The organism is Blautia sp. An81, assembly GCF_002161285.1.
Classification (GTDB): Bacteria; Bacillota; Clostridia; order Lachnospirales; family Lachnospiraceae; genus Blautia; species Blautia ornithocaccae.
On sequence record NZ_NFHH01000010.1, the window covers coordinates 107,498 to 127,073 of the forward strand.

The 19,576-nt window shown below is 45.5% G+C and carries 19 protein-coding genes and 1 riboswitch; all 19 genes read right to left on the reverse strand.

The genetic code is table 11. The features are described from left to right. Positions 1–15: 15 nt before the first annotated feature. Positions 16–486, reverse strand: a complete 471-nt coding sequence (gene ribH / locus B5G33_RS10605) for a 6,7-dimethyl-8-ribityllumazine synthase (protein ID WP_087417633.1) — start codon at positions 484–486, stop codon at positions 16–18. A 40-nt stretch (positions 487–526) separates the two neighbouring features. Continuing rightward, the gene (locus B5G33_RS10610; RefSeq protein WP_087417634.1) at positions 527–1,726 is read right to left on the reverse strand and encodes a bifunctional 3,4-dihydroxy-2-butanone-4-phosphate synthase/GTP cyclohydrolase II; all 1,200 of its coding nucleotides are present in this window, start codon (positions 1,724–1,726) and stop codon (positions 527–529) included. Between the two features lie 14 nt (positions 1,727–1,740). Further along, positions 1,741–2,403 (reverse strand): riboflavin synthase, encoded by a 663-nt coding sequence (locus B5G33_RS10615; RefSeq protein WP_087417635.1) that lies wholly within the window; start codon positions 2,401–2,403, stop codon positions 1,741–1,743. Beyond that, on the reverse strand, positions 2,384–3,505 hold the full coding sequence (gene ribD / locus B5G33_RS10620; RefSeq protein WP_087417657.1) for a bifunctional diaminohydroxyphosphoribosylaminopyrimidine deaminase/5-amino-6-(5-phosphoribosylamino)uracil reductase RibD: 1,122 nt from the start codon (positions 3,503–3,505) through the stop codon (positions 2,384–2,386). Before ribD ends, B5G33_RS10615 begins: the two co-directional genes overlap by 20 nt. Positions 3,506–3,727: 222 nt before the next feature. Beyond that, positions 3,728–3,842: riboswitch (FMN riboswitch) on the reverse strand. A gap of 115 nt (positions 3,843–3,957) precedes the next feature. Further along, positions 3,958–4,626 (reverse strand): MFS transporter, encoded by a 669-nt coding sequence (locus B5G33_RS10625; RefSeq protein ID WP_087417636.1) that lies wholly within the window; start codon positions 4,624–4,626, stop codon positions 3,958–3,960. Next, positions 4,604–5,026: an MFS transporter gene (locus B5G33_RS10630; RefSeq protein ID WP_087417637.1), complete on the reverse strand. Its 423-nt coding sequence runs from the start codon at positions 5,024–5,026 to the stop codon at positions 4,604–4,606. Before B5G33_RS10630 ends, B5G33_RS10625 begins: the two co-directional genes overlap by 23 nt. A gap of 152 nt (positions 5,027–5,178) precedes the next feature. Beyond that, a complete protein-coding gene (locus tag B5G33_RS10635) occupies positions 5,179–6,117 on the reverse strand; it encodes a nucleoside hydrolase (protein ID WP_087417638.1) in 939 nt (312 codons plus the stop codon). Continuing rightward, positions 6,114–6,908: an energy-coupling factor ABC transporter ATP-binding protein gene (locus tag B5G33_RS10640; protein ID WP_087417639.1), complete on the reverse strand. Its 795-nt coding sequence runs from the start codon at positions 6,906–6,908 to the stop codon at positions 6,114–6,116. The genes B5G33_RS10635 and B5G33_RS10640 overlap by 4 nt, the downstream gene beginning before the upstream one ends. Further along, positions 6,908–7,756, reverse strand: coding sequence for an energy-coupling factor ABC transporter ATP-binding protein (locus B5G33_RS10645; RefSeq protein WP_087268368.1), 849 nt, complete (start codon positions 7,754–7,756; stop codon positions 6,908–6,910). Before B5G33_RS10645 ends, B5G33_RS10640 begins: the two co-directional genes overlap by 1 nt. After that, complete coding sequence (locus B5G33_RS10650; protein ID WP_087417640.1) at positions 7,756–8,493, reverse strand: energy-coupling factor transporter transmembrane component T; 738 nt, start codon at positions 8,491–8,493, stop codon at positions 7,756–7,758. Before B5G33_RS10650 ends, B5G33_RS10645 begins: the two co-directional genes overlap by 1 nt. Further along, the gene (locus tag B5G33_RS10655) at positions 8,494–9,096 is read right to left on the reverse strand and encodes an ECF transporter S component (RefSeq protein WP_087268374.1); all 603 of its coding nucleotides are present in this window, start codon (positions 9,094–9,096) and stop codon (positions 8,494–8,496) included. A 16-nt stretch (positions 9,097–9,112) separates the two neighbouring features. After that, on the reverse strand, positions 9,113–10,000 hold the full coding sequence (locus B5G33_RS10660) for a ribokinase (protein WP_087417658.1): 888 nt from the start codon (positions 9,998–10,000) through the stop codon (positions 9,113–9,115). Between the two features lie 289 nt (positions 10,001–10,289). Further along, positions 10,290–10,625, reverse strand: a complete 336-nt coding sequence (locus B5G33_RS10665; RefSeq protein ID WP_204247374.1) for a cyclic nucleotide-binding domain-containing protein — start codon at positions 10,623–10,625, stop codon at positions 10,290–10,292. A gap of 33 nt (positions 10,626–10,658) precedes the next feature. Further along, a complete protein-coding gene (locus tag B5G33_RS10670) occupies positions 10,659–13,115 on the reverse strand; it encodes a cation-translocating P-type ATPase (protein WP_087417641.1) in 2,457 nt (818 codons plus the stop codon). 131 nt (positions 13,116–13,246) lie between these two features. Then, a complete protein-coding gene (locus B5G33_RS10675) occupies positions 13,247–14,896 on the reverse strand; it encodes a DUF362 domain-containing protein (RefSeq protein ID WP_242974653.1) in 1,650 nt (549 codons plus the stop codon). Between the two features lie 45 nt (positions 14,897–14,941). After that, positions 14,942–15,301: an Hpt domain-containing protein gene (locus B5G33_RS10680; RefSeq protein ID WP_087268383.1), complete on the reverse strand. Its 360-nt coding sequence runs from the start codon at positions 15,299–15,301 to the stop codon at positions 14,942–14,944. Between the two features lie 5 nt (positions 15,302–15,306). Beyond that, positions 15,307–16,362, reverse strand: coding sequence for an HD-GYP domain-containing protein (locus tag B5G33_RS10685; protein WP_087417642.1), 1,056 nt, complete (start codon positions 16,360–16,362; stop codon positions 15,307–15,309). Then, positions 16,362–17,321, reverse strand: coding sequence for a GGDEF domain-containing protein (locus B5G33_RS10690; RefSeq protein ID WP_158229604.1), 960 nt, complete (start codon positions 17,319–17,321; stop codon positions 16,362–16,364). The genes B5G33_RS10685 and B5G33_RS10690 overlap by 1 nt, the downstream gene beginning before the upstream one ends. A 1-nt stretch (position 17,322) precedes the next feature. Beyond that, positions 17,323–19,575 carry a bifunctional diguanylate cyclase/phosphodiesterase gene (locus tag B5G33_RS10695; protein WP_087417644.1) on the reverse strand — a complete coding sequence of 751 codons (2,253 nt, stop codon included), beginning with the start codon at positions 19,573–19,575 and terminating at the stop codon, positions 17,323–17,325. Position 19,576: the final 1 nt, after the last annotated feature.

The following is a 19,576-nucleotide window of genomic DNA, read 5'->3' on the forward strand; positions in this document are numbered from 1 at the left end:
TGAACAAAATCTCTGTCAGCCTTTCTGGATCTCCCGGATCAGGTTTACCATCTCGATAGCTCCCTCGGCGCACTCAGAGCCTTTATTTCCTGCCTTGGAACCGGCCCGCTCAATGGCCTGCTCAATGTTTTCTGTGGTAAGCACTCCGAACATCACGGGAATACCGCTTTTTAAAGATACAGAGGCGATCCCTTTGGAAACCTCATTGCACACATAATCATAATGGCTGGTGCTTCCTCTGATCACAGCTCCCAGGCAGATCACTGCATCGTATTTGCCGTTTTCTGCCATCTTGGAAGCAATGAGAGGGATTTCAAATGCTCCCGGCACCCAGGCCACCTGAATATTTTCCTCTTTTACCTCATGGCGGATAAGGGTATCCATGGCTCCGCTTAACAATTTAGATGTGATAAATTCATTAAATCTGGCTACGACAATTCCCACTTTAATATTCTCAGACACTAATTTTCCTTCAAATGTTTTCATACTTTTATTCTCCTTTTTTGCACTTATATTTTATTCCTGTCTAATACTCCAGAAGATGTCCCATTCTTCTCTGTTTTGTCCTCAGGTACCGTATGTCATGGGGATTTGCCGGTGCCTGGATGGGTACCCTTTCCACAATCTCCATGCCGAAGTCCTGGAGCTGGTATACTTTATCTGGATTATTCGTAAGGAGCCGCAGAGTTTTTGCTCCCAGATCCCGAAGGATCTGGGCTCCGATATAATACTCCCTTTCATCTCCCTTAAAGCCAAGGGCAAGGTTTGCCTCCAGGGTATCCATCCCCTGTTCCTGAAGCTCATATGCCCGGAGCTTATTGATCAGTCCGATCCCTCTTCCTTCCTGGCGCATATAGAGAAGAATCCCTCTTCCCTCCTCTTCGATCTGCCTCATAGCTGCATGAAGCTGCTGGCCGCAGTCGCAGCGGAGAGAACCGAAAGTATCGCCTGTAAGGCACTCGGAATGAACCCTGCAGAGAAGGTTTCCTCCTTCTCCCACCTCTCCTTTCACAAGAGCCACATGGTGTTCTCCATTCAGCTTGTTAATATAACCGTAAGCAGTAAAATGCCCGTATCTGGTAGGCATATCTGTCTTAGTCACCTGTTCTACCAGTGTTTCATGACGCTTCCGGTAATCCTGAAGATCCTTTATGGTAAGAAATGGGATCCTCCACTTTTCTGCCATCTGGGCCAGCTCTGAAGTCCGCATCATGGTTCCGTCTTCTCTCATGATCTCACAGCACAGCCCGCAGGTTTTCAGTCCCGCCAGGCGGAGAAGGTCTACTGTAGCCTCTGTATGGCCGTTCCTCTCCAGGACTCCATTTTTCTTAGCCAGCAGGGGAAACATGTGGCCGGGACGTCGAAAATCTTCCGGCTTTGTGCCCTCTTCCACACACTTCATGGCAGTTACAGACCGTTCTGCAGCAGAAATCCCTGTGGTGGTGCTCACATGATCAATGGATACAGTAAAGGCCGTCTCGTGATTGTCTGTATTCTGAGACACCATTTGAGGAATCTGAAGCTTTTTCACATATTCCTCGGTCATAGGCATACAGATCAGCCCTTTGCCGTAGGTAGCCATAAAATTCACATTCTCTGTAGTGGCATACTGAGCGGCGCAAATCAGATCTCCTTCATTCTCTCTGTCCGGATCATCTGTGACCAGCACCAATCCACCTTTTTTCAGGGCCTCCAGCCCTTCTTCTATAGTCTGAAATGACGGCATTGTTCTCACTCTCCTTAAAATCCGTATTTTCTCAGTATTTCCATAGTAATGCCTTCTCCGGCCATATTTTTCTTCTTATCAGTCTCGGCGGGAAATGCCAGGAATCTTTCCACATATTTTCCGATCACATCCGTTTCCAGGTTCACTTCATCTCCCGGCTTCCGGTCCTGCAAGACCGTTTCCCGGGCTGTGTGGGGTATCACAGAAACCTGAAAACTCTCCTCTGAGACTTTCGCTACAGTCAGACTGATCCCGTCTATGGCAATGGAACCTTTCTCCACCACATAGCGAAGAATTTCTCTCCCTGCACCGATAGTATACCAAAGGGCATTATCATCTCTCTCAATCTTCCGGACAGTGCCTCGTCCGTCCACATGCCCCGCTACAATATGTCCGCCAAAGCGGCCATCTGCAGCCATGGCTCTCTCCAGGTTTACCCGGTTGCCCGGTTTCAGACTGCCCAGAGTGGACCGGTCCAGAGTCTCATGCATCACATCCGCTCCAAAGCCTCCGGGGAAAAATTCCACCACTGTTAGACACACCCCGTTTACCGCCACGCTGTCCCCGATCTTCAGATCCTCCAGAACTTTACCGGCTTTTACAGACACCACTGCAGACTCCCGGTTTTTCCGGATTCCCCGGATAACTCCCGTTTCTTCAACAATTCCTGTGAACATTCCCATCCACCTCGCTTTCGATCAGATAATCATCCCCCAGGCGGCTTATTTTCCCAGGTTTCAGGAACAGGCTTTCCTGAGGATCCGGATATCCCTGTCCTCCTACAGGCCCTTTTGCCTCTTTTCCCCCTATGAGCTTAGGAGCAATATAGGTCATGACTTTCCGGACGATTCCTGCCTGAATAGCAGACCAGTTCAGCTCCCCTCCTCCTTCCAGGAGGATACTGTCAATCTGCCTTTTCCCCAGCTCTTTCATAAGAACAGACAGGTCAATCTTTCCCTCTTTCTCCGGGATTTCCAGCAGAGTACATCCCCTCTCCTCATAAGGGATCTGTCTTTCCCTTTCTACCTTCTGTCCTATGGCCAGGATCGTGGGCACCTCTCTGGCAGTCTCCAGGATCCGGGAATCCAGAGGTGTGGAAAGATGAGTGTCACAGATGATCCGCACAGGATCTCTTCCCCCATCCATACGGCAGGTGAGAAGAGGATCGTCAGCCAGCACAGTTCCCACTCCGGCCATGATCCCCCGATATTTGTGCCGGAGACTCTGGACATGGGTTCTGGCAGCCTCTCCTGTGATCCATTTGGAGGCTCCGGTATAGGCGGCGATCTTGCCGTCCATGGTCATGGCATACTTCATCACTACATAAGGGGTACCTGTACAGATGTAGTGGAAAAACACCTGATTGATCTCCCTGCATTCTTCTTCCAATACATGTTCCTGTACCTCTACACCATGCTGCCGGAGGATTTCCAGTCCCTTGCCTGCTACCAGAGGATTGGGGTCTCCTGCTCCCACCACTACTTTCCGGATACCTGCCTCCAGGATGGCCTCTGTGCAGGGAGGCTGCTTCCCATAATGACAGCAGGGCTCCAGGGTCACATACATGACCCCATCCTTTGGCGGCTGGCTGCAGCGGGCCAGAGCATTCCGCTCTGCATGAAGTCCGCCGTATTTTTCATGCCACCCTTCCCCGATGATCCGGCCGTCTTTTACAATGACAGCTCCCACCATAGGATTGGGCGAGACCCAGCCTTCTCCTTTTTTGGCCAGTTCCAGCGCTCTTCTCATAAATTTTTCGTCTTCCTGTGCCGTGTACATGTTTCTTATCACCTCATTTCTCTGTATCGGGCTTTTCCACAGGAAATTTTCGCAAAAGAAAAAGCCCTGATAAAAATTTTCAGGACTTTTAAACACTTGACAAAAGGCATATGAAGAAGAATTTGCTTCTTCTCAATGTATTGTAAAATACAAAAAGCTCTGAAATGGAAATCCATTTCAGAGCCTGACCTTTTATGGTATATAAATATACAATCTCAAACGCCAAATCTTCTTTCATCCAGACTATACTGTCGGCTTCGGAGTTTCACCGAATCATGCCTTGCGGCTCGTGGGCTTTACCACCGGTAGGGACTTGCACCCTGCCCTGAAGAATTTTTTATATTATATACCTATAGATGGCCCTTGTCAATTTTTATCTTTGCTCTTTTTCCTTTCTGGAACTGTTTTTATACAGACCTTTTTCCAGGTCCGCCACTGCATTTCCGTAATATTTAGGAAGAGGCTGCATTTCCCATGCCGATAGCCTGAACCCCTGTAAGCCAGGAACTGTAGGTAATGGAATCTTGAAGCAGGCCGTACATCACTGCGCCGGAACATCCGAAAGCCGCTCCTTTTAAAGCATTGCTGGCGATCACCAGCATAACATTGTTTCCAGCCAGGCTGGTGATCAGGAAGTCCACAGCCCCTAAGGCCATACCGATAAGGGCGGTATACCGCTTTCCGATTTTCTTCATGATGAAAGGCGTAACAAACATAATGGCAATCTGTGCTATAGACAGAGCATTGGATATAGAAGCAAAGGCTGCCTCATCTCCCAGGACATACTGAGCAAAATAGTAGTTGCTGCCAAAAAATGTAGACATCATAAAGTAAAGGCAGAACAGGAAGACCACCATAATCATCCAGTACCGGTTGACTACCAGGCTTTTGAGACAAGCCAGGACGGAAGGCTGTTTTTCCTTCTCTCCTGATTCATTTTTCACTTCTGTCACACGTTCTTTACAGCAGAAAAAGTAATCAGGTTCAGGATCACAAAGACTGCTGCGATAAGGATATAAGTAAGGGTTCAGCCTCTGGGACTGTACTGGTCTCCCTTCCCGAAAAAGGTACAGATCTTCATAACAAAGGTATTTACTGTCATGGTACCTGCCGTAGCCAATAGCATACGGAAATTACCCAAAACAGTCCCCGTTCATACTGGTTTGTAGTCATAAGCCCCTGAAGGGAAGCATAGGGAACATTTAAAGCTGTATAGAAAATGGTGGAAACCAGGTTATAAGTAAGAAAGATATAAGCAATCTGCACCCGGCCTTCTAAAGAGGTGGGAACAGAAAACATCAGCACTGTAGATATAGCCAAAGGCACACACATCCGCAGCATCCAGGGTCTTGCCTTTCCCCAGCGGCTGTGGGTCCGGTCCACGATCCTTCCCATGATCAGGTCTGAAACTCCGTCGAAAATCTTACTTATTGCCATGACGGAACCGGCGGCCAGAGAGTTTACCCCGATAACGCTTACGTAATAAACCAGCAGGAAGGAGGAAATAGAGGAGTAGATCAGGTTTGCAGAATATCATTCCTCAAAGACTTTCGAGGATTCTCACAACGGGACAGCTATGAAGGCTGTACTGCGTATGGAATAGGTTTGTATCAGAAAAGGCTTTTAGGGTAAATCAAATACCTTAAAAGCCTTTTTCTACATCCTCTTCACCCCTAACAGCTCTCTTTATGGTCCAGCTGTTCCAGAGCTGCAAACAGCAGTTCTGCAAATCTCTGCCGGTCAACCTGATCAAGGACCAGCACGTTTTTCTTTTCCCTGCAGGTCAGACGTCTGTCTGCATAGGTCAGTCCTCTGGCTCTGCCTTCTTCTGTTATTACATTGATATGTTCATATGTGCCGGAAAACATGTCCGGTTCCAGAAGATAGGCAACAGCACAAAGATCATGAATGGGACTTTCCGTAAATCCAAATTGTTTTCCTGTTTCATGGTAAAAACTGAGCAATTCATAGGCAAGCCGGCTGACTCTTCCTTTCTCCTTCAGACTTTCTATCTGTTCTACAGACACAGTAGCCTTTTCTGTCACATCCAGACCTGCCATAACAACAGGCAGTCCAGAGGCAAATACGATCTGTGCGGCTTCCGGGTCTGCGTAAATATTAAACTCTGCCAGGGCTGTACGATTTCCGTGGTGGATTCCTCCTCCCATCATACTGATACAGGAAATCTTTTCCTTTACCTGAGGAAAGGTTTTCAGCAGCAGGGCAATATTCGTAAGAGGAGCCAAAGCTGCAATCGTCACTTTTTCCGGGCTTTCCATGATCTTCTCATACAGAAATGTCACCCCATTGTCAGAGGCAAGAGGATATTCTTTCTTTTTAAAATATGGACCGTCCATACCACTATCCCCATGAGCCTCAGGGGCCGGTGACAGGGTTTTCACCAAAGGCCCTTCCTGGCCTGGGGCCAGAGGAATTTCCTCATGGATAAAATTCAGGATATTTCCTGCGTTTTTCGTCACTTTCTCAAGGGTCTGGTTTCCTCCCACGGTAGTAATTCCCAAAATTTTCAATTCTTCTTTATGGGCACAGGCTGTTAAGATGGCAAGAGCATCGTCATGGCCAGGATCACAGTCGATCAAAAGATATTTCATAGATCCACCTCCAGCAATTCGTCGATGGTCAGGATATCCCTGTATCCCAGAAGATTTGCAAGCTGACACAGGTATGGCTGTTTTAAGCTGCTGAATCTGAGCAGTTCCTCGTCCCAGAAAATTTCTCTGGGGCCTCCGTCTCTCCTTACCTTTTTCTCTGCCATAACGATGACTCTCTTAAAATACTTCACTACAAACTCCATATCATGAGTAATGGTAATAACAATTTTATTCTTTTCTGCCAGCTTATGGACGATATCTCCCAGAAGCTGTATAGAAGCCCGGTCCTGTCCTGCAGTAGGTTCGTCCAGGATCACCACCTTGGGATCCATAGCCACGATAGCTGCGATTGTGATAAATTTTCTTTTGGAATAAGGAAGGTTATAAGGATGTTCCTCCAAGTCTTCCTCAAGGCCGCACAGTCTGGCAGCCTCCAGAGCCCTTCTCTTTACTTCTTCATGGCTCATTTTTTGTTTTACCAGTCCATATGCGATTTCTTTGTAAATGGATTCCTGGAAGATCTGGTCATCAGGATTCTGAAACACATATCCTACTTTTCTTGCAATGGAAGCAGTGGTCTTGTTTTCTGTTGACTCTCCTTCCAACAGGATTTCTCCCTTTGACGGACGCAGAAGGCCGTTCATCAGCTTCACAGTTGTAGTTTTTCCAGCTCCGTTCTGACCAATGATCGCTACCGCTTCCCCTTCCTTAAATGCCATGCTTACGTCTTCTACCGCTGTATATCCGTTGGGATATACATAGCTTACATTCTTCAGTTCCAGATATGCCATCAGTTCCGGCCTCCCTTCTTCAATATCTTATAAGCCTGTTCTACAGTGAGAGGAATCTTCCCTTTTTCTCCTGTTTTCTTTCTTCTTTCCAGGAAATACAGCACTACCTGAGGAAGCTGGCCTCCATAGGTCAGGACTTTAGGGTCGGTAAGGACCTCTTCTGTCTCTCCTATCATTCCGATCTCACCGCCGCTTATCAAGAGTATATGGTCGCAGTATTCTGCGATCAGATCAATCTTATGTTCTACCAGGATAATTGTCTTGCCCTGCTCTTTCAAAAGCTGTATAATTTCAAAAATCTCTTCTGTACTTTGAGGATCCAGCTGAGAGGTAGGCTCATCTAAGATCACGATCTCCGGATCCAGGGCGATCATTGAGGCCAGAGCCACTCTTTGCTTCTGTCCTCCTGAAAGCTGAAAAGGATTCTTATCTTTCAGCTTCTCCAGGTGAAAGATTTGGATGAGTTTCTCCACTCTATCGATCATCTCATCCCTTGGAACGCCTATGTTCTCCATTCCATAGGCCAGTTCTTCATAAACGGTTTCCTTTACTCCCGATATCTGTGTAAAGGGATTCTGAAAAGAATACCCCACAACAGAAGCCAGTTCGCCGTCACCATAGGATTCGATCTTTTTCCCCTTTATTTCTACTTCGCCTTCCAGTTCTCCTCTGTATATTTCAGGAATAAAGCCCCGGATAATATTGCAGATACTTGTTTTTCCTGATTCATTGGCTCCTATAAGCCCCCATACCTGTCCCTTTTCAATCTCAAAGGATACATTTTTTATGACCTGGTTTTCTTCCAGAGGATACCGGTAACTTACATTTTTTAATGAAATCACTGCCATTACATAACCCTCCATAGGATATAAGCGATAAATCCTGCAATACACAAAATGTCCAGAATGTAATCCGCTGTTTTCTTTTTCATTTCATAAATCGAAGTTTTTTTCGTTCTTGAAGAAAATGCCCTGGATTCCAGTGCCAGCACTCTCTCCTCGGTCTGCTGTATAGAAGAAAGCACCAAAGGTCCCAGCATAGGCACGAAAGCTTTTGCTCTGATCAGCATATTTCCTTCCGTTTCTATGCCCCTGGACTTCTGGGCATCTGTAATCGTCTTTGAAAGGGCAGACATCTGAGGAATCAGCTGGATTGTGGAAGAGATCAAAAAAGTCACTTTTTTAGGTACACCAGATCTTTCCAAGGCATAAGTAATATCCTTGATATTCGTTACCTGAAAAAAGCAGATGACCAGAGAACTGATCGCCACAATTTTAGATGTCATGCTCAGGCTGTCATTAAGCCCTGTCTGAGAAAAATGCAGGAACCCCCAAATTGGCTGGGCATCTTCATTGCTTATAATGAATACCTGAATAGCAAAAATAAAAAGAATAATGATAAAAATGGATTTAAAAAATGTTCCAAGAAACTGCTTTCCGGTGCCGGCGCATAAACTGATCAGGACCACAAGAGGGAACATCAGATACTGCATTACATAACCCGGTGTAAAAATGCTGAAAATCACCAGCAGAAGCATTACTGCAAATTTAGTGGAAGGATATAATTTACCGATGCTGCTGTTCATTTATTTTACCCCCTTCTTTTTAATATAAGGCATACCGTAGTTCAGCTTTACAAGGAACCTGTCCGGAATCCTTCTGACAATGATATAGCTGACTGCAAAGTTTATGATCGTGTTAAAGGTTCCGGAAATCAGATTTGTGGAGATAACCGCAGTCCAAAGAGCCTGTCCGGTGGCCAGAAAGGCCGCTGTAACCAGATCGGTACCTGCCCCCGTCACTCCTCCGAAGAGAAAAGTAGATACCACTCCGGAAGCCATGGCCGTAGCTACGTTGATAATGGCACATCCCACTACAATGCCGATAATATTCGTGAACCATTTCCATTTAGACATGAATCCGCAGAAAAGGCCCAATACCATGGAAACAAAAGCAAATCCAAAGGAAACCGGGTTCAGCATTCCATTTACTACATTTCCCAGAAGGCCTGTTACCAGCCCTACCCAGGGACCTGCGATCATAGAAACCAGCATAGTCCCTATCTGGTCTACAAAGATCGGCAGTTTCAAAATCGTTGACAGCTGATACCCGACTACGCTGAGAGAAACTCCCACAGGAATCAGCAAAAGCGCCAACAGTGAAAAATCATATTTTATTCCTCTTTTCATAATTTTTTTCCTCTCTTTATTTGTCCAGAATTTCTTTCAGAAAAGGAATAGCATCAGCAGCCCCTTTTCTGGATACAGTCACTGCAGCCGCCTTAGAAGCTGTATCTAGGGCCTCTTTTGGAGATCTTCCCCTGATGATCTCTGCAAAATAATATCCGGTAAAAGTGTCACCCGCCCCAGTAGTATCTACCGTCTCTGTTTTATAGCAGGGCACTTTGCAGTAGGTTTCCCCCGTCGTGCACATGGCCCCTTCTTCCCCTAAAGTCAACACCACTTTAAGGTCAGGATATCTTTCTTTAAAATATTCCAATACTTTCTCAGGCTGATTTTCTCCTGTAATCTGACAGGCTTCTACTTCATTCAAAATCATCCAGGATAGTTTCTGCAGTCCACACTCCATAAGGGACGGTTCATAAGGAGAGGGATTCAGCACGATTCCCATGTTCTTCTTCCACGCTGCGTCAATGAGATAGGAGAGGCCATTGATCTCATTTTGAAGGATCAGATAGTCCCCCTCTTGAAAGTCTTTCAGTACCTGATCCATCTCCTCTTCCCTATGCATCTTATTCGTTCCACCGAATACCAGGATGGAATTCTGTCCTTTTTCGTCCACCTGTATAACAGCATGGCCTCCCGGACTGTCCTCTTTCATCAAGTATCTGGTGTCTATCCCGTATCTTTCACAGGCATCTCTGAGAGACTGACCGTCTGTCCCGATTTTCCCTGCCAGATACGTCTCTGCCCCTGCCTTTGCAAAGGCCACGGCCTGATTCAGGCCCTTGCCTCCGCTGGATATATGGAGCGTTTCTGCCGCTGCAGTCTCTCCCGGTCCGGGAAAATGTTTTACCTGATAAACGTAATCCAGGTTTAATGATCCATAAACCAGCACTTTTCTTTTTGTCATATTGTATGTATTTCTCTCCTTCCTCTTTATTTTTTTATTAGTTTTGACTGTATTATACAAAGAATCCTCTGCTTTCCAAAGGTCACCTGTCCTTTTCTCTTTTTTTGCATATTTCGCACAAAAAACAGGGCTAAAGCCCTTGGCTTCGCCCTGTTTTTTCAACATTATAGATAAAGACTGTCCAGCATCTGGTAATACTGGATATCGGATACTATGATCTTTTTCTTACTGGAGCCGATTTCTCCACTCTCTTTGAGTTTCTGCAGATTTCGTCCTACTGTTCTTACGCTTACACTTCTGCCTCTATACGCAGCAGCTTCACTTTTGTAGTGCTTACAATCGTGGCAATATATCTGTCTTTCCTGGCCAGAATTTCCAGCAGTCCTATGCTCCCGTTCTGTTTGTCCAGTTGGAAATAGCTGTATTCATTGCCGTCCGCATACTCCCTGATCCCTGTTACTGTACCCTCCAGGATAAAATATATCCAATGGGGAAATTCTCCTCTGGAAACAATCATACATCTGGCATCCAATTCCAGGCATTCTCCTTTTTTTCTCAGTTCTTCCGGAAGAACTGAATAATTAAACACTGTCTCCTGCCGGTACTTCTCCCATAATTTCTGCAAAGACATTACGCCACCTCTTTACAATCTCCATTACTATTCTCTCTGCAATACATCTTTTACAGACTTGAGTTTCTTCTTATACTGCTCCCTGTCTCCGTACAGTCTCTGGATAAACTCATTAAACTTTGTCAGATACCGGAGAATAGGCTCTGTGGCAATAGAGAATACCACAAAAAGCATTACACATTTGGTAGACATAGAAGAAATGCCAAAAAGTCCCGGGAACAGAATACAGCTTGCCAGAAATCCGACAATGCATCCGATGCAGATTGCCAGACGCAGGGAATTCAGAGGCTTGCATATCTTAAACAGGATCATAAAGCCTACGATTGCCAAAAGCATAGTAGCCGCTGTAGACAGGTCTTCGCCTCCCACACCGAACGTCCGGCTAAAAATAGCAAGGGCCGCTACTACCAACACATCGGTCAGTCCTGCAGGCAGAGCCTTTAGCAGCACATTTTGTAAAAACCGCCCCTTGATCACATTCTTGTTTGGCTGGAGAGACAGGAAAAATCCCGGTATGCCAATAGTAAACATACTGATCAGGGAAATCTGGGAAGGTCCCAGAGGATAAGTAAACACGAATATGATAGAAACCAGCGACAGCAGGAAAGAGAAAATATTCTTTACCAGGAACAGGCTGGCCGACTGCTGTATGTTGTTTACCACTCTTCTTCCTTCGGCCACCACTTCGGGCATCTTGGAAAAATCTGATTCCAGAAGAACTACCTGGGCAGCCTGCATAGCAGCTTCACTTCCTGATGCCATGGCTACGCTGCAGTCCGCATCTTTTAAAGCCAGAACGTCGTTTACGCCGTCCCCGGTCATAGCCACAGTCTTCCCCTTTCTCTGAAGGGCACGGACCAGCTGTCTCTTCTGCTCAGGAAGCACTCTTCCAAATACTGTATAATTCAGAGCAGCCTCTTCCAGCTCTTCTTTTGTCTTCAGAGTCCGGGCATCCACATATCGTTCTGCTCCAGCTATGCCCGCCTGTCTGGCAGTTTCCGATACCGTCAGCGGGTTGTCTCCGGAAATTACCTTGACCTCCACTCCCTGGCGGTTGAAATATGCAAAAGTCTCCGGCGCCTCCTCCCGGATCCGGTTCATCAGAAGGATCAGAGCCCAGGGCTCCACTTCCCCCTGCAGCTTCTTTCCATTCAGCTCTTCTTCATATTTTCCAAAAATCAGAGCTCTGTATCCTTTTGAAGAATATTCTTCAATCTTTTCCCTGTAATTCTCATAGGAATTTCCCAGAACAAATTCCGGAGCACCTAATACAAAATTACCAGATTCAAATACAACGCCGCTGTATTTATTGGCAGAAGAAAAGGATACGATCTTCAGAGGTTTTTCCCCTCTGTATTCCGTAAAATACTGTTTCAGCGCTGCCATGGTGCTGTTGTCCTCTCCCATGGTCTGAACAAAGTCTGAGAGAAGCCCCTTCACATTGTCCATATCCTGCTCTTCATCCAGAAGCACAATATTCTGGACGCTCATAGCATTCTCTGTGATGGTTCCGGTCTTGTCCACACAGAGAACATTCACTCGGGCAAGAGTCTCAATACTTTTCATATCATGAAGCAGCACCTTATTCATAGCCAGACGGATACTGCTTACAGCCAGTGCCACTGTTGTCAGCAGGTACAGACCTTCCGGTATCATACCGATCACTGCAGCTACCATGGAAATAATACTTCCCTGAAATCCTTCATGGCTGATAAAGAATCCCTGGATAAAAAGAATGATTCCAATAGGGATCAGGGCAATACCCACCCCTTTCACCAGTTTGTCCAGGGAACGGATCATTTCTGACTGTTCCTCGTCTTTCATGGCCTTTGCCTTTAAAGTCAGTTTGGAAATATAGGATTCATCTCCCACTTTCTCCAGCCGGGCATAGCATTTACCGGAAACAATAAAGCTTCCTGACATCAGGGAATCTCCCTCTTTTTTTAGAATTTCCTCAGATTCTCCCGTAAGAAGAGATTCATTTACCCGAACTTCTCCAGAACATACTACAGCATCTGCACATATCTGATTTCCGGTCTTAAAGATTACAATGTCATCCCGTACCAGAAGAGCAGAATCTATGGAACGGATCTTTCCCTCCCGGACCACATCGGTCTTAGGCGCATTCAGCATGTTCATCTTTTCCAAGACATTCTTCGCCCGAATCTCCTGAAAAATACCGATCACTGTGTTCAGAATAACTACTGGCAAAAAGGTCAGATCCCGGAAAGAACCTGATAGACAGACCAGCACTCCCAAAACTGCAAATATCAGGTTGAAATAGGTAAATACATTCTTCTTTACAATATCTTTTGTACTTAAACTGACACTGCCGACCTCTTCGTTGCTCCAGCCTGCTGCCGCCCGTTCTTCTGCCTGCTCTCTTGTGAGTCCGTATAAATAATCCGCCTTTACAGGCTCTATGGGAAATTTAATCTTCTTCTCATCAGGCGGATTCTTCTCCGGCTTCTGTCGTCTTATCATGTACGCTGTATTTCACCTTTCTTTCTCTGCGCTTATGCCTTTCAAGGCAAAACATAGTTTAATGATAACACAAAAAAAGAAGGGTCTCAATTGTGTACACAATAATTTCATTTCTTTTAATACTTTTTTTATTAAAGTTTTAAAATCTTCAGCTGATCCCCTGCCATCTTCTTTCTCATCTTCCAGCTCATCTTTGGAAGGGGCCAGGGAATGAAGTCTTTATTCTTATGTTTTTCCGCCGCTTTCGGCACAGGATAAATCTCATCTGCATGGCGGCTGGGACAGTCGATCCAGATTCCCTGAAGGCATAAAGCTGTCCTTTTTAAGACCATTCCTACAGCATCCAGGCCAAAAGTTAGAAAGTAGTGGTTTTTTACAGACAGCAGCGGAAAAGGCACTTTCATAGCTGCTGTAGCTGCCAGCATACAGGCAGAAGGGCTGCAGCAGCCGGGACTTCTGTAAGAAGCCACATCTTTCAGCACTTCCCCGCAATTTCCTACGGTAAGGATGGGCATATCCAGCTCTCGCACTTTCTCTTCCGTATAAGGCTTTCCCTCTCGGTCAAACCACCACTTCTGTTCTCCTATGGGAACGCCAGAACCAATGAGCACAGCAATGGCCCTTTCCCTGTTCTTCTTTGTGGAGTAAACAATGTATTCAAATCCTGAGCGTACCGCAGCCAGGCATCCGCCCCGGCAGGCTCCTTCCAGTTTCCTGGCTATCTCAGGGGTTACTTTATATGGGTCCTGAATCTTTGGTGCCTGAGGCAGGTCATGACCTGCCAGAACAAGGACATTAGGAAAATGCTTATGGAATGTATCTCCCAACAGGCTGGCATCCGCAGGCCGGAAATGAAAGACTGGCACCTCTCCATCCACTTGAGCTTCACCATGAGAAAACCCTCTTTTTTCTACCTCCTGGAAAAGGGGAATCTCATCTGGGTCAAAGCCCATAATCCTGCATCCTACCCTATCCGTGGCCACAGGGTCCTTTCCTGCAATGAGCAGACGGCAGTCCACTGGATCCACCGGGGCCGGAGTATTTCCCTCACCCCCTACCAAACCATCGATCAGTGTCAAATCCGGTTTCAAAATATACAGCATATCTGCAAGCTTCTCGTCAATCCGATAGCTATGGTTCCGCTCTCTGAGTGCATAGGGTATCACCCCCATAGCATTCTTAAACCCAAGAGTCACTCTTGTATAGAGATTGGTTTTCAGCTTTGGCACAGAGATATAAAAATCCTTTCCTTCTACCACTCCCACAAAAGGAAAAGGAATCATGATCTCCTTCATAACCTTTGCCTTAGGAAGAAGATATCTGCGCACCGGACAAGTCTCCAAAGTGACCAGACCTGTCTTTCTGAAACGGGCAATCCTGTCCATGCCGCTTATCCGAAAACTGGTGGCTGTAGGCATAGGCTTTCCGGAAGATTCTGCAATTAGGATGTTCTTATGGTATTTCTGTACCCATTCCACTACCGCATCCATCACTCTCGGATCTGTAGACTCCGGATAATCATCCTCATACATTCCGCTCTTATGATATACAGACACCAGGTTCGGCTTGATGACCACCCGTCTGCTCTTTTCCATCTTTTGACGAAAACCTGTTTTTTCTTCCAGGACATCCAGGGTTTCAAACACCATATTCCGGATTGCCTGTATGTCCGGACGCTGAAAATAGCTTTTCTTTCCATAGTCTTTTGGCAGAGATACATAATCTTCTCTAAGAGAAATTCCCTCATCCATCCTGCGAACCACTACCGTAAGATCACTCATCTCCCACTGTTCTCCTTTTCTTTCTTATATTCCGCTGTCCGCAGCTCAGGGCAGTGTCTCTTCTATCGCTTCCTTTACTCTGCCATAAACAGCTGATACTTTCTCCATCATGTCTGCTCCTTCCTGAATATTTCCTTCCCGGAAAAATTCCGTCTGCACAGACACAAGTTTATACAGTTCGTCCATGGAAAGATTTCCACAGACCCCCTTCAAAGTATGGGCACAGCGAAAGGCTTCTTCCACATCTTGCTTTTTTACAGCCTCTGCCAGACCGGCAAAATTTGTATCCTGGAGAAATTTCCCCAGGAATTTCAGGAAAAGTCCTTCATTTCCCATAAACCGGCTGATGCCGGTATCTACATTGATCCCAGCGTCCATAAGACGCTGTCTCATATTATTTTCCATTTTATTCACACTTTCTGCTGATTTAAAACCCTCTCCAAGGAATCCAGCACTTCCGGGTTAAAAGCGCCGCATTCACCTTTAAATATCATTTCCAGAGCCTCCGCAGCAGGGATTGCCGGCTTATAGACTCTCTTATTTGTCAGTGCATCAAAAACATCTGCAACAGACACTACCTGAGACCAGACTGTGATCTGGCTGCCTTTCAGTCCGTCAGGATATCCACCCCCGTCCCATCTCTCATGATGATGACGGCAGATATCGTAGGCATACTGGTACAACCGGTTGTTTTTATGCTGTGGGATCTGTTCCAGCACCTGGCATCCCATGATCGTATGGGTCTTCATGGTTTCAAATTCTTCAGAAGTCAGTCTCCCTGGTTTGTTCAAAATCAAGTCGCTAATAGCAATCTTTCCTACATCATGAAGGATAGATGCCTGAGATATCTCCTGAATCTCTTTGTCCGAAAAATCGTATTCCTCTTTCCCTGTCTTTCTCAATTCTTCAAGAAGAAGTTCTGTCAGATGGCGGATTCTCTTTACATGCTCCCCAGACTCTCCGCTCCTGAATTCAATTGCAGTGGAAAGACTCTCGATAATAGAATAGTTCAGATTTGCAATCTCCTGCTCCTGTCTGCGTAGTTTCTGTCCCTGAAGTTCCACCACATGGCTAAGTCTTTCCCTGGCAGAAAAGAGTTCCATAACGCTTTCTACCCTTCGCCTTACAAAATAAGGAACAATAGGTTTTTCTATAATGTCCATAGCTCCCAGTTGATATCCCCGGCTCATGCTCTCTTCCGAGGTATTGGCTGTAATAAGAAATACCGGGATCTTATCCATCAGCCCCATCTCAGCCATCTTCTCCATTACCTGAAACCCGTCCATTACAGGCATCACAATATCCAGAAGCACTGCTGCTATGTTATTTCTCTGTCTTTCAAGAATCTGTATAGCTTCCAGCCCGTTTTCCGCTTCCAACGTCTTATTTCTGTCAGCAAATATCTGGCTTAGGATTGCTCGGTTGATCTCCATGTCGTCTACAATTAAAATGTCTTTTTTCTCCATTAGTCCTCCTGGATCAGATATCCTTTTCCGCCTCTGCGCTTTACTTTATACATGATCTTATCTGATGTCTGATAAAGTTCCGTAAATGTTCTCTTCCTGCTGCTGAAAATCCCTCCCCAGGACAGAGAAGAAGAAATACGGGAAAAATTCTCCTGCATATTTTTGTTATAGTCCTCGATAATTTTTTTCAATTTCTCTTCAATTGCCTGGCGGTTTTTACAGGGATAGATAAAAGTAACGATCTCGTCCCCTCCCAGCCGGAAGACCACATCTGTATCTCTGAATGATCTGCGGATCTTATCTGCCACATATTTTAAGACCATATCTCCTTTCAGATGACCATATACATCATTGACCGCTTTAAAATTGTCAATGTCCATCAAAAGGAAAATATATTCCCCTCCATTATCCAGGGCCTGGCTGATCAGAACTTCCCCGGCCTTTCGGTTATATAACCCGGTAAGCGAATCCCTGGAAGATTCCTCCAGATGTCTGTACAGTGACTCAATAAAGGGACTTGAAGTATCTGGATACAGTTTCCGCAGGGCTTCCCCCCTCTCTGCCCAGTTCTTCATCTCCGACAGATGGATAAGACCGAGTTTATAGCTTCCGCCCTCTTTCTGGACTCCCACAGTAATTCCCCACCAAGAAAGATTCAGCTTCTCTCCATCCATATCCATGTAGGTCTCCAATTCACAGTAGCAGATCCAATTTCCCTCTCCAATAGTCTTTTCCTGATAAGCGTTTATTCTATAAGCAGCAGATGCAGAATCTACTGCTATATGGGACTCCAGCAGCTTTCCAAAATCCTCTCTGTTAAATGCCGGAGCCTGTCCCTGAAGCCCTATGCAGTAAACATCTTCCGTAGTCATTTCCAGTATGGACTCTCTGTCACGTTTTAAAAAATATCCCTCCAAAAAGCGGAGTAACGTCTCGTAAACAAAACTTTTCTCTGCCAAATTATTTTTTCCCCTTTTGCATATATTTCTCATGAAATTCTTCTGCAGGAATCGGCCTGCAGTAATAATATCCCTGGCCAAAATCACAGCCCAGCTCCTGGATCATCTGTTCATTTTCTTTTGTCTCGATTCCTTCTGCCACAGTAGAAATCTCCAGGCTCCTGCTGATCATAATAATATGTTCAAGGATAATTTTCTGCTTCTGTTGGTCTGTCCCGTCTATTCCTTCCATAAATCCTTTGTCCAGTTTCAGCTCGTCAATATCCAGTTTTCCAAGAGTATTCAAAGAAGAATAGCCGCTGCCGAAATCATCCATGGAAATCCGGAATCCGATTTCTTTCAGACTTGCGATAACCTGATTAAGCTTATCTATATTTTCCATTGCAAGCCCTTCCAGAATTTCCAGAGTGATCCATCTGGCCGGCGTCTCGTATTTTTCGATGAGCTTTTCCATCCTCCCCACATAATCAGTCTCATAGAAAAGAATCTTTGAATGATTTACAGACACCGGTATTGGCCGTATTCCCTGGTCGATCCATTTCCGGATAAGGCGGCAGACCTGTTCGGTCATATACATATCCAGCACAGCGCAAAAACCATTGCTCTCAAATATAGGGATAAACTGTCCCGGATAGATCACTTTTCCGTCCCCGCGTATCCATCTGACCAGTGCCTCTGCTCCGGACAGTCTGCCGGTCCTCAGGTCAAACTTAGGTTGGAGATACATTTTAAATTCTCCGTTTTCCAGGGCCTGGTTCATATGAGACTCCACATAATTCTGAAGGATTTCTTCCTGGTGCAGGTTCAGATCATAAAACCAAATACTATTTCTGGGAAGGCTTCTGGCCTTTTCCAGAGCAAACATAGTATGGGTCGTCTGCATAGTCGCAGTGTCCGTTTTTATCCCTTGAGGAATAAGAGAAATACCGCAGTACATCTGGATATCATAATCATGATTCAAATTTGCGGAAAAAGCCGCGATCTTTTCCATGATATCCTGTATCCTTCTCTGGATTTCTTTACGCTCTTCTCCCTTCAGCAGTACCAGGAACATATCTGCAGAGTTTCTGCAGAAATACTCCCCTTCTCCCGTGTTTTCCTCCAATACATCTTTTACATGACAGAGGAGACTGTCCGCCTGATTTCTTCCGAAAATTTCATTGATAAATTTAAACTGGCGGATATTCAGTCCTGCAAGGGCATAGGTCTCCTGCTTTTTCATGACCTTAGCCAGCTCCTGCTGGAATTTTTCCGAATTGAACGCTCCCGTCAGAGAATCATAATAAGCATACTGGATCAATTCCCGGTTTTTCTTTTTCATCAGCCTGTAACCATAAAAAATGAACACGATCACAGCCGCCAGTATTACAGAAAAAGTGACTCTTGTGATCAGAATCATCTGTGTCAGGAATTTATTAGATTCATTTACCGCTTCTATACCGAAAAGACTCCAGTCCTTTATTCCCACCGGCTCTATATAAAGCCTGTACCTATGTCCTTTGTACTCCAGAGAAGCAAAACAGCTCTCCTGGGAATCCAGAACGTCAGTTATCCGCTCTTCTTCTTTTTGGGAAAAATAATCTCCGGAAAAGATATCCTCTGTCTCATAGGGAAGCACATACTCTCCCTGGCTATTGATAAGCTGGATATGTCCGTTACCGCCAAACAACACATCATTGGTCAAAATTTCTTTCAGAGAATCTGCCTCTCCCGTAGCCACAAGCGCCCCGATGATCTCTTCACCCCGATATACCGGTACTGCGTATCCCAGCACCTGTTTCTCCAGTTCTGTATCATAAATGACACCTGAAAATCCATCCTCGCCCTCCCAGGCCTTCCGAATGATCTCCTGCATTTCCGGAGTAACCTCTTCCAGTTTCTTGTCCATCTCTATGCTTTTCCCTCTGGTTACCCGTACTCCTGTGCCATTGCGTCCAAAATATCCCATCCGCACAAATCCATTATGATTATTCGCTCCCAGCAGACCTCTGGAAAAGCTCTCTTTTTCCAAACCCTCATTAAATTCCAGAAAAGCTGACAGTGTATATATGGTCTGAAAGTCTACCTGCAACTTCTGATGCAGATTGTCACTGTACTTCTCTACTTCTCTCTGTATTCTGCTGTCAATGGCATCCTGCTGTACACGGTTCAAAGAAAAGGTGACAATGCCTCCTGCCGTCAAAATAGCAAGACTGAGCACAGCCACAAATATCGTCAGTTTTTTCAGGTGTTTTTCGATTATCGATTCGCTCATT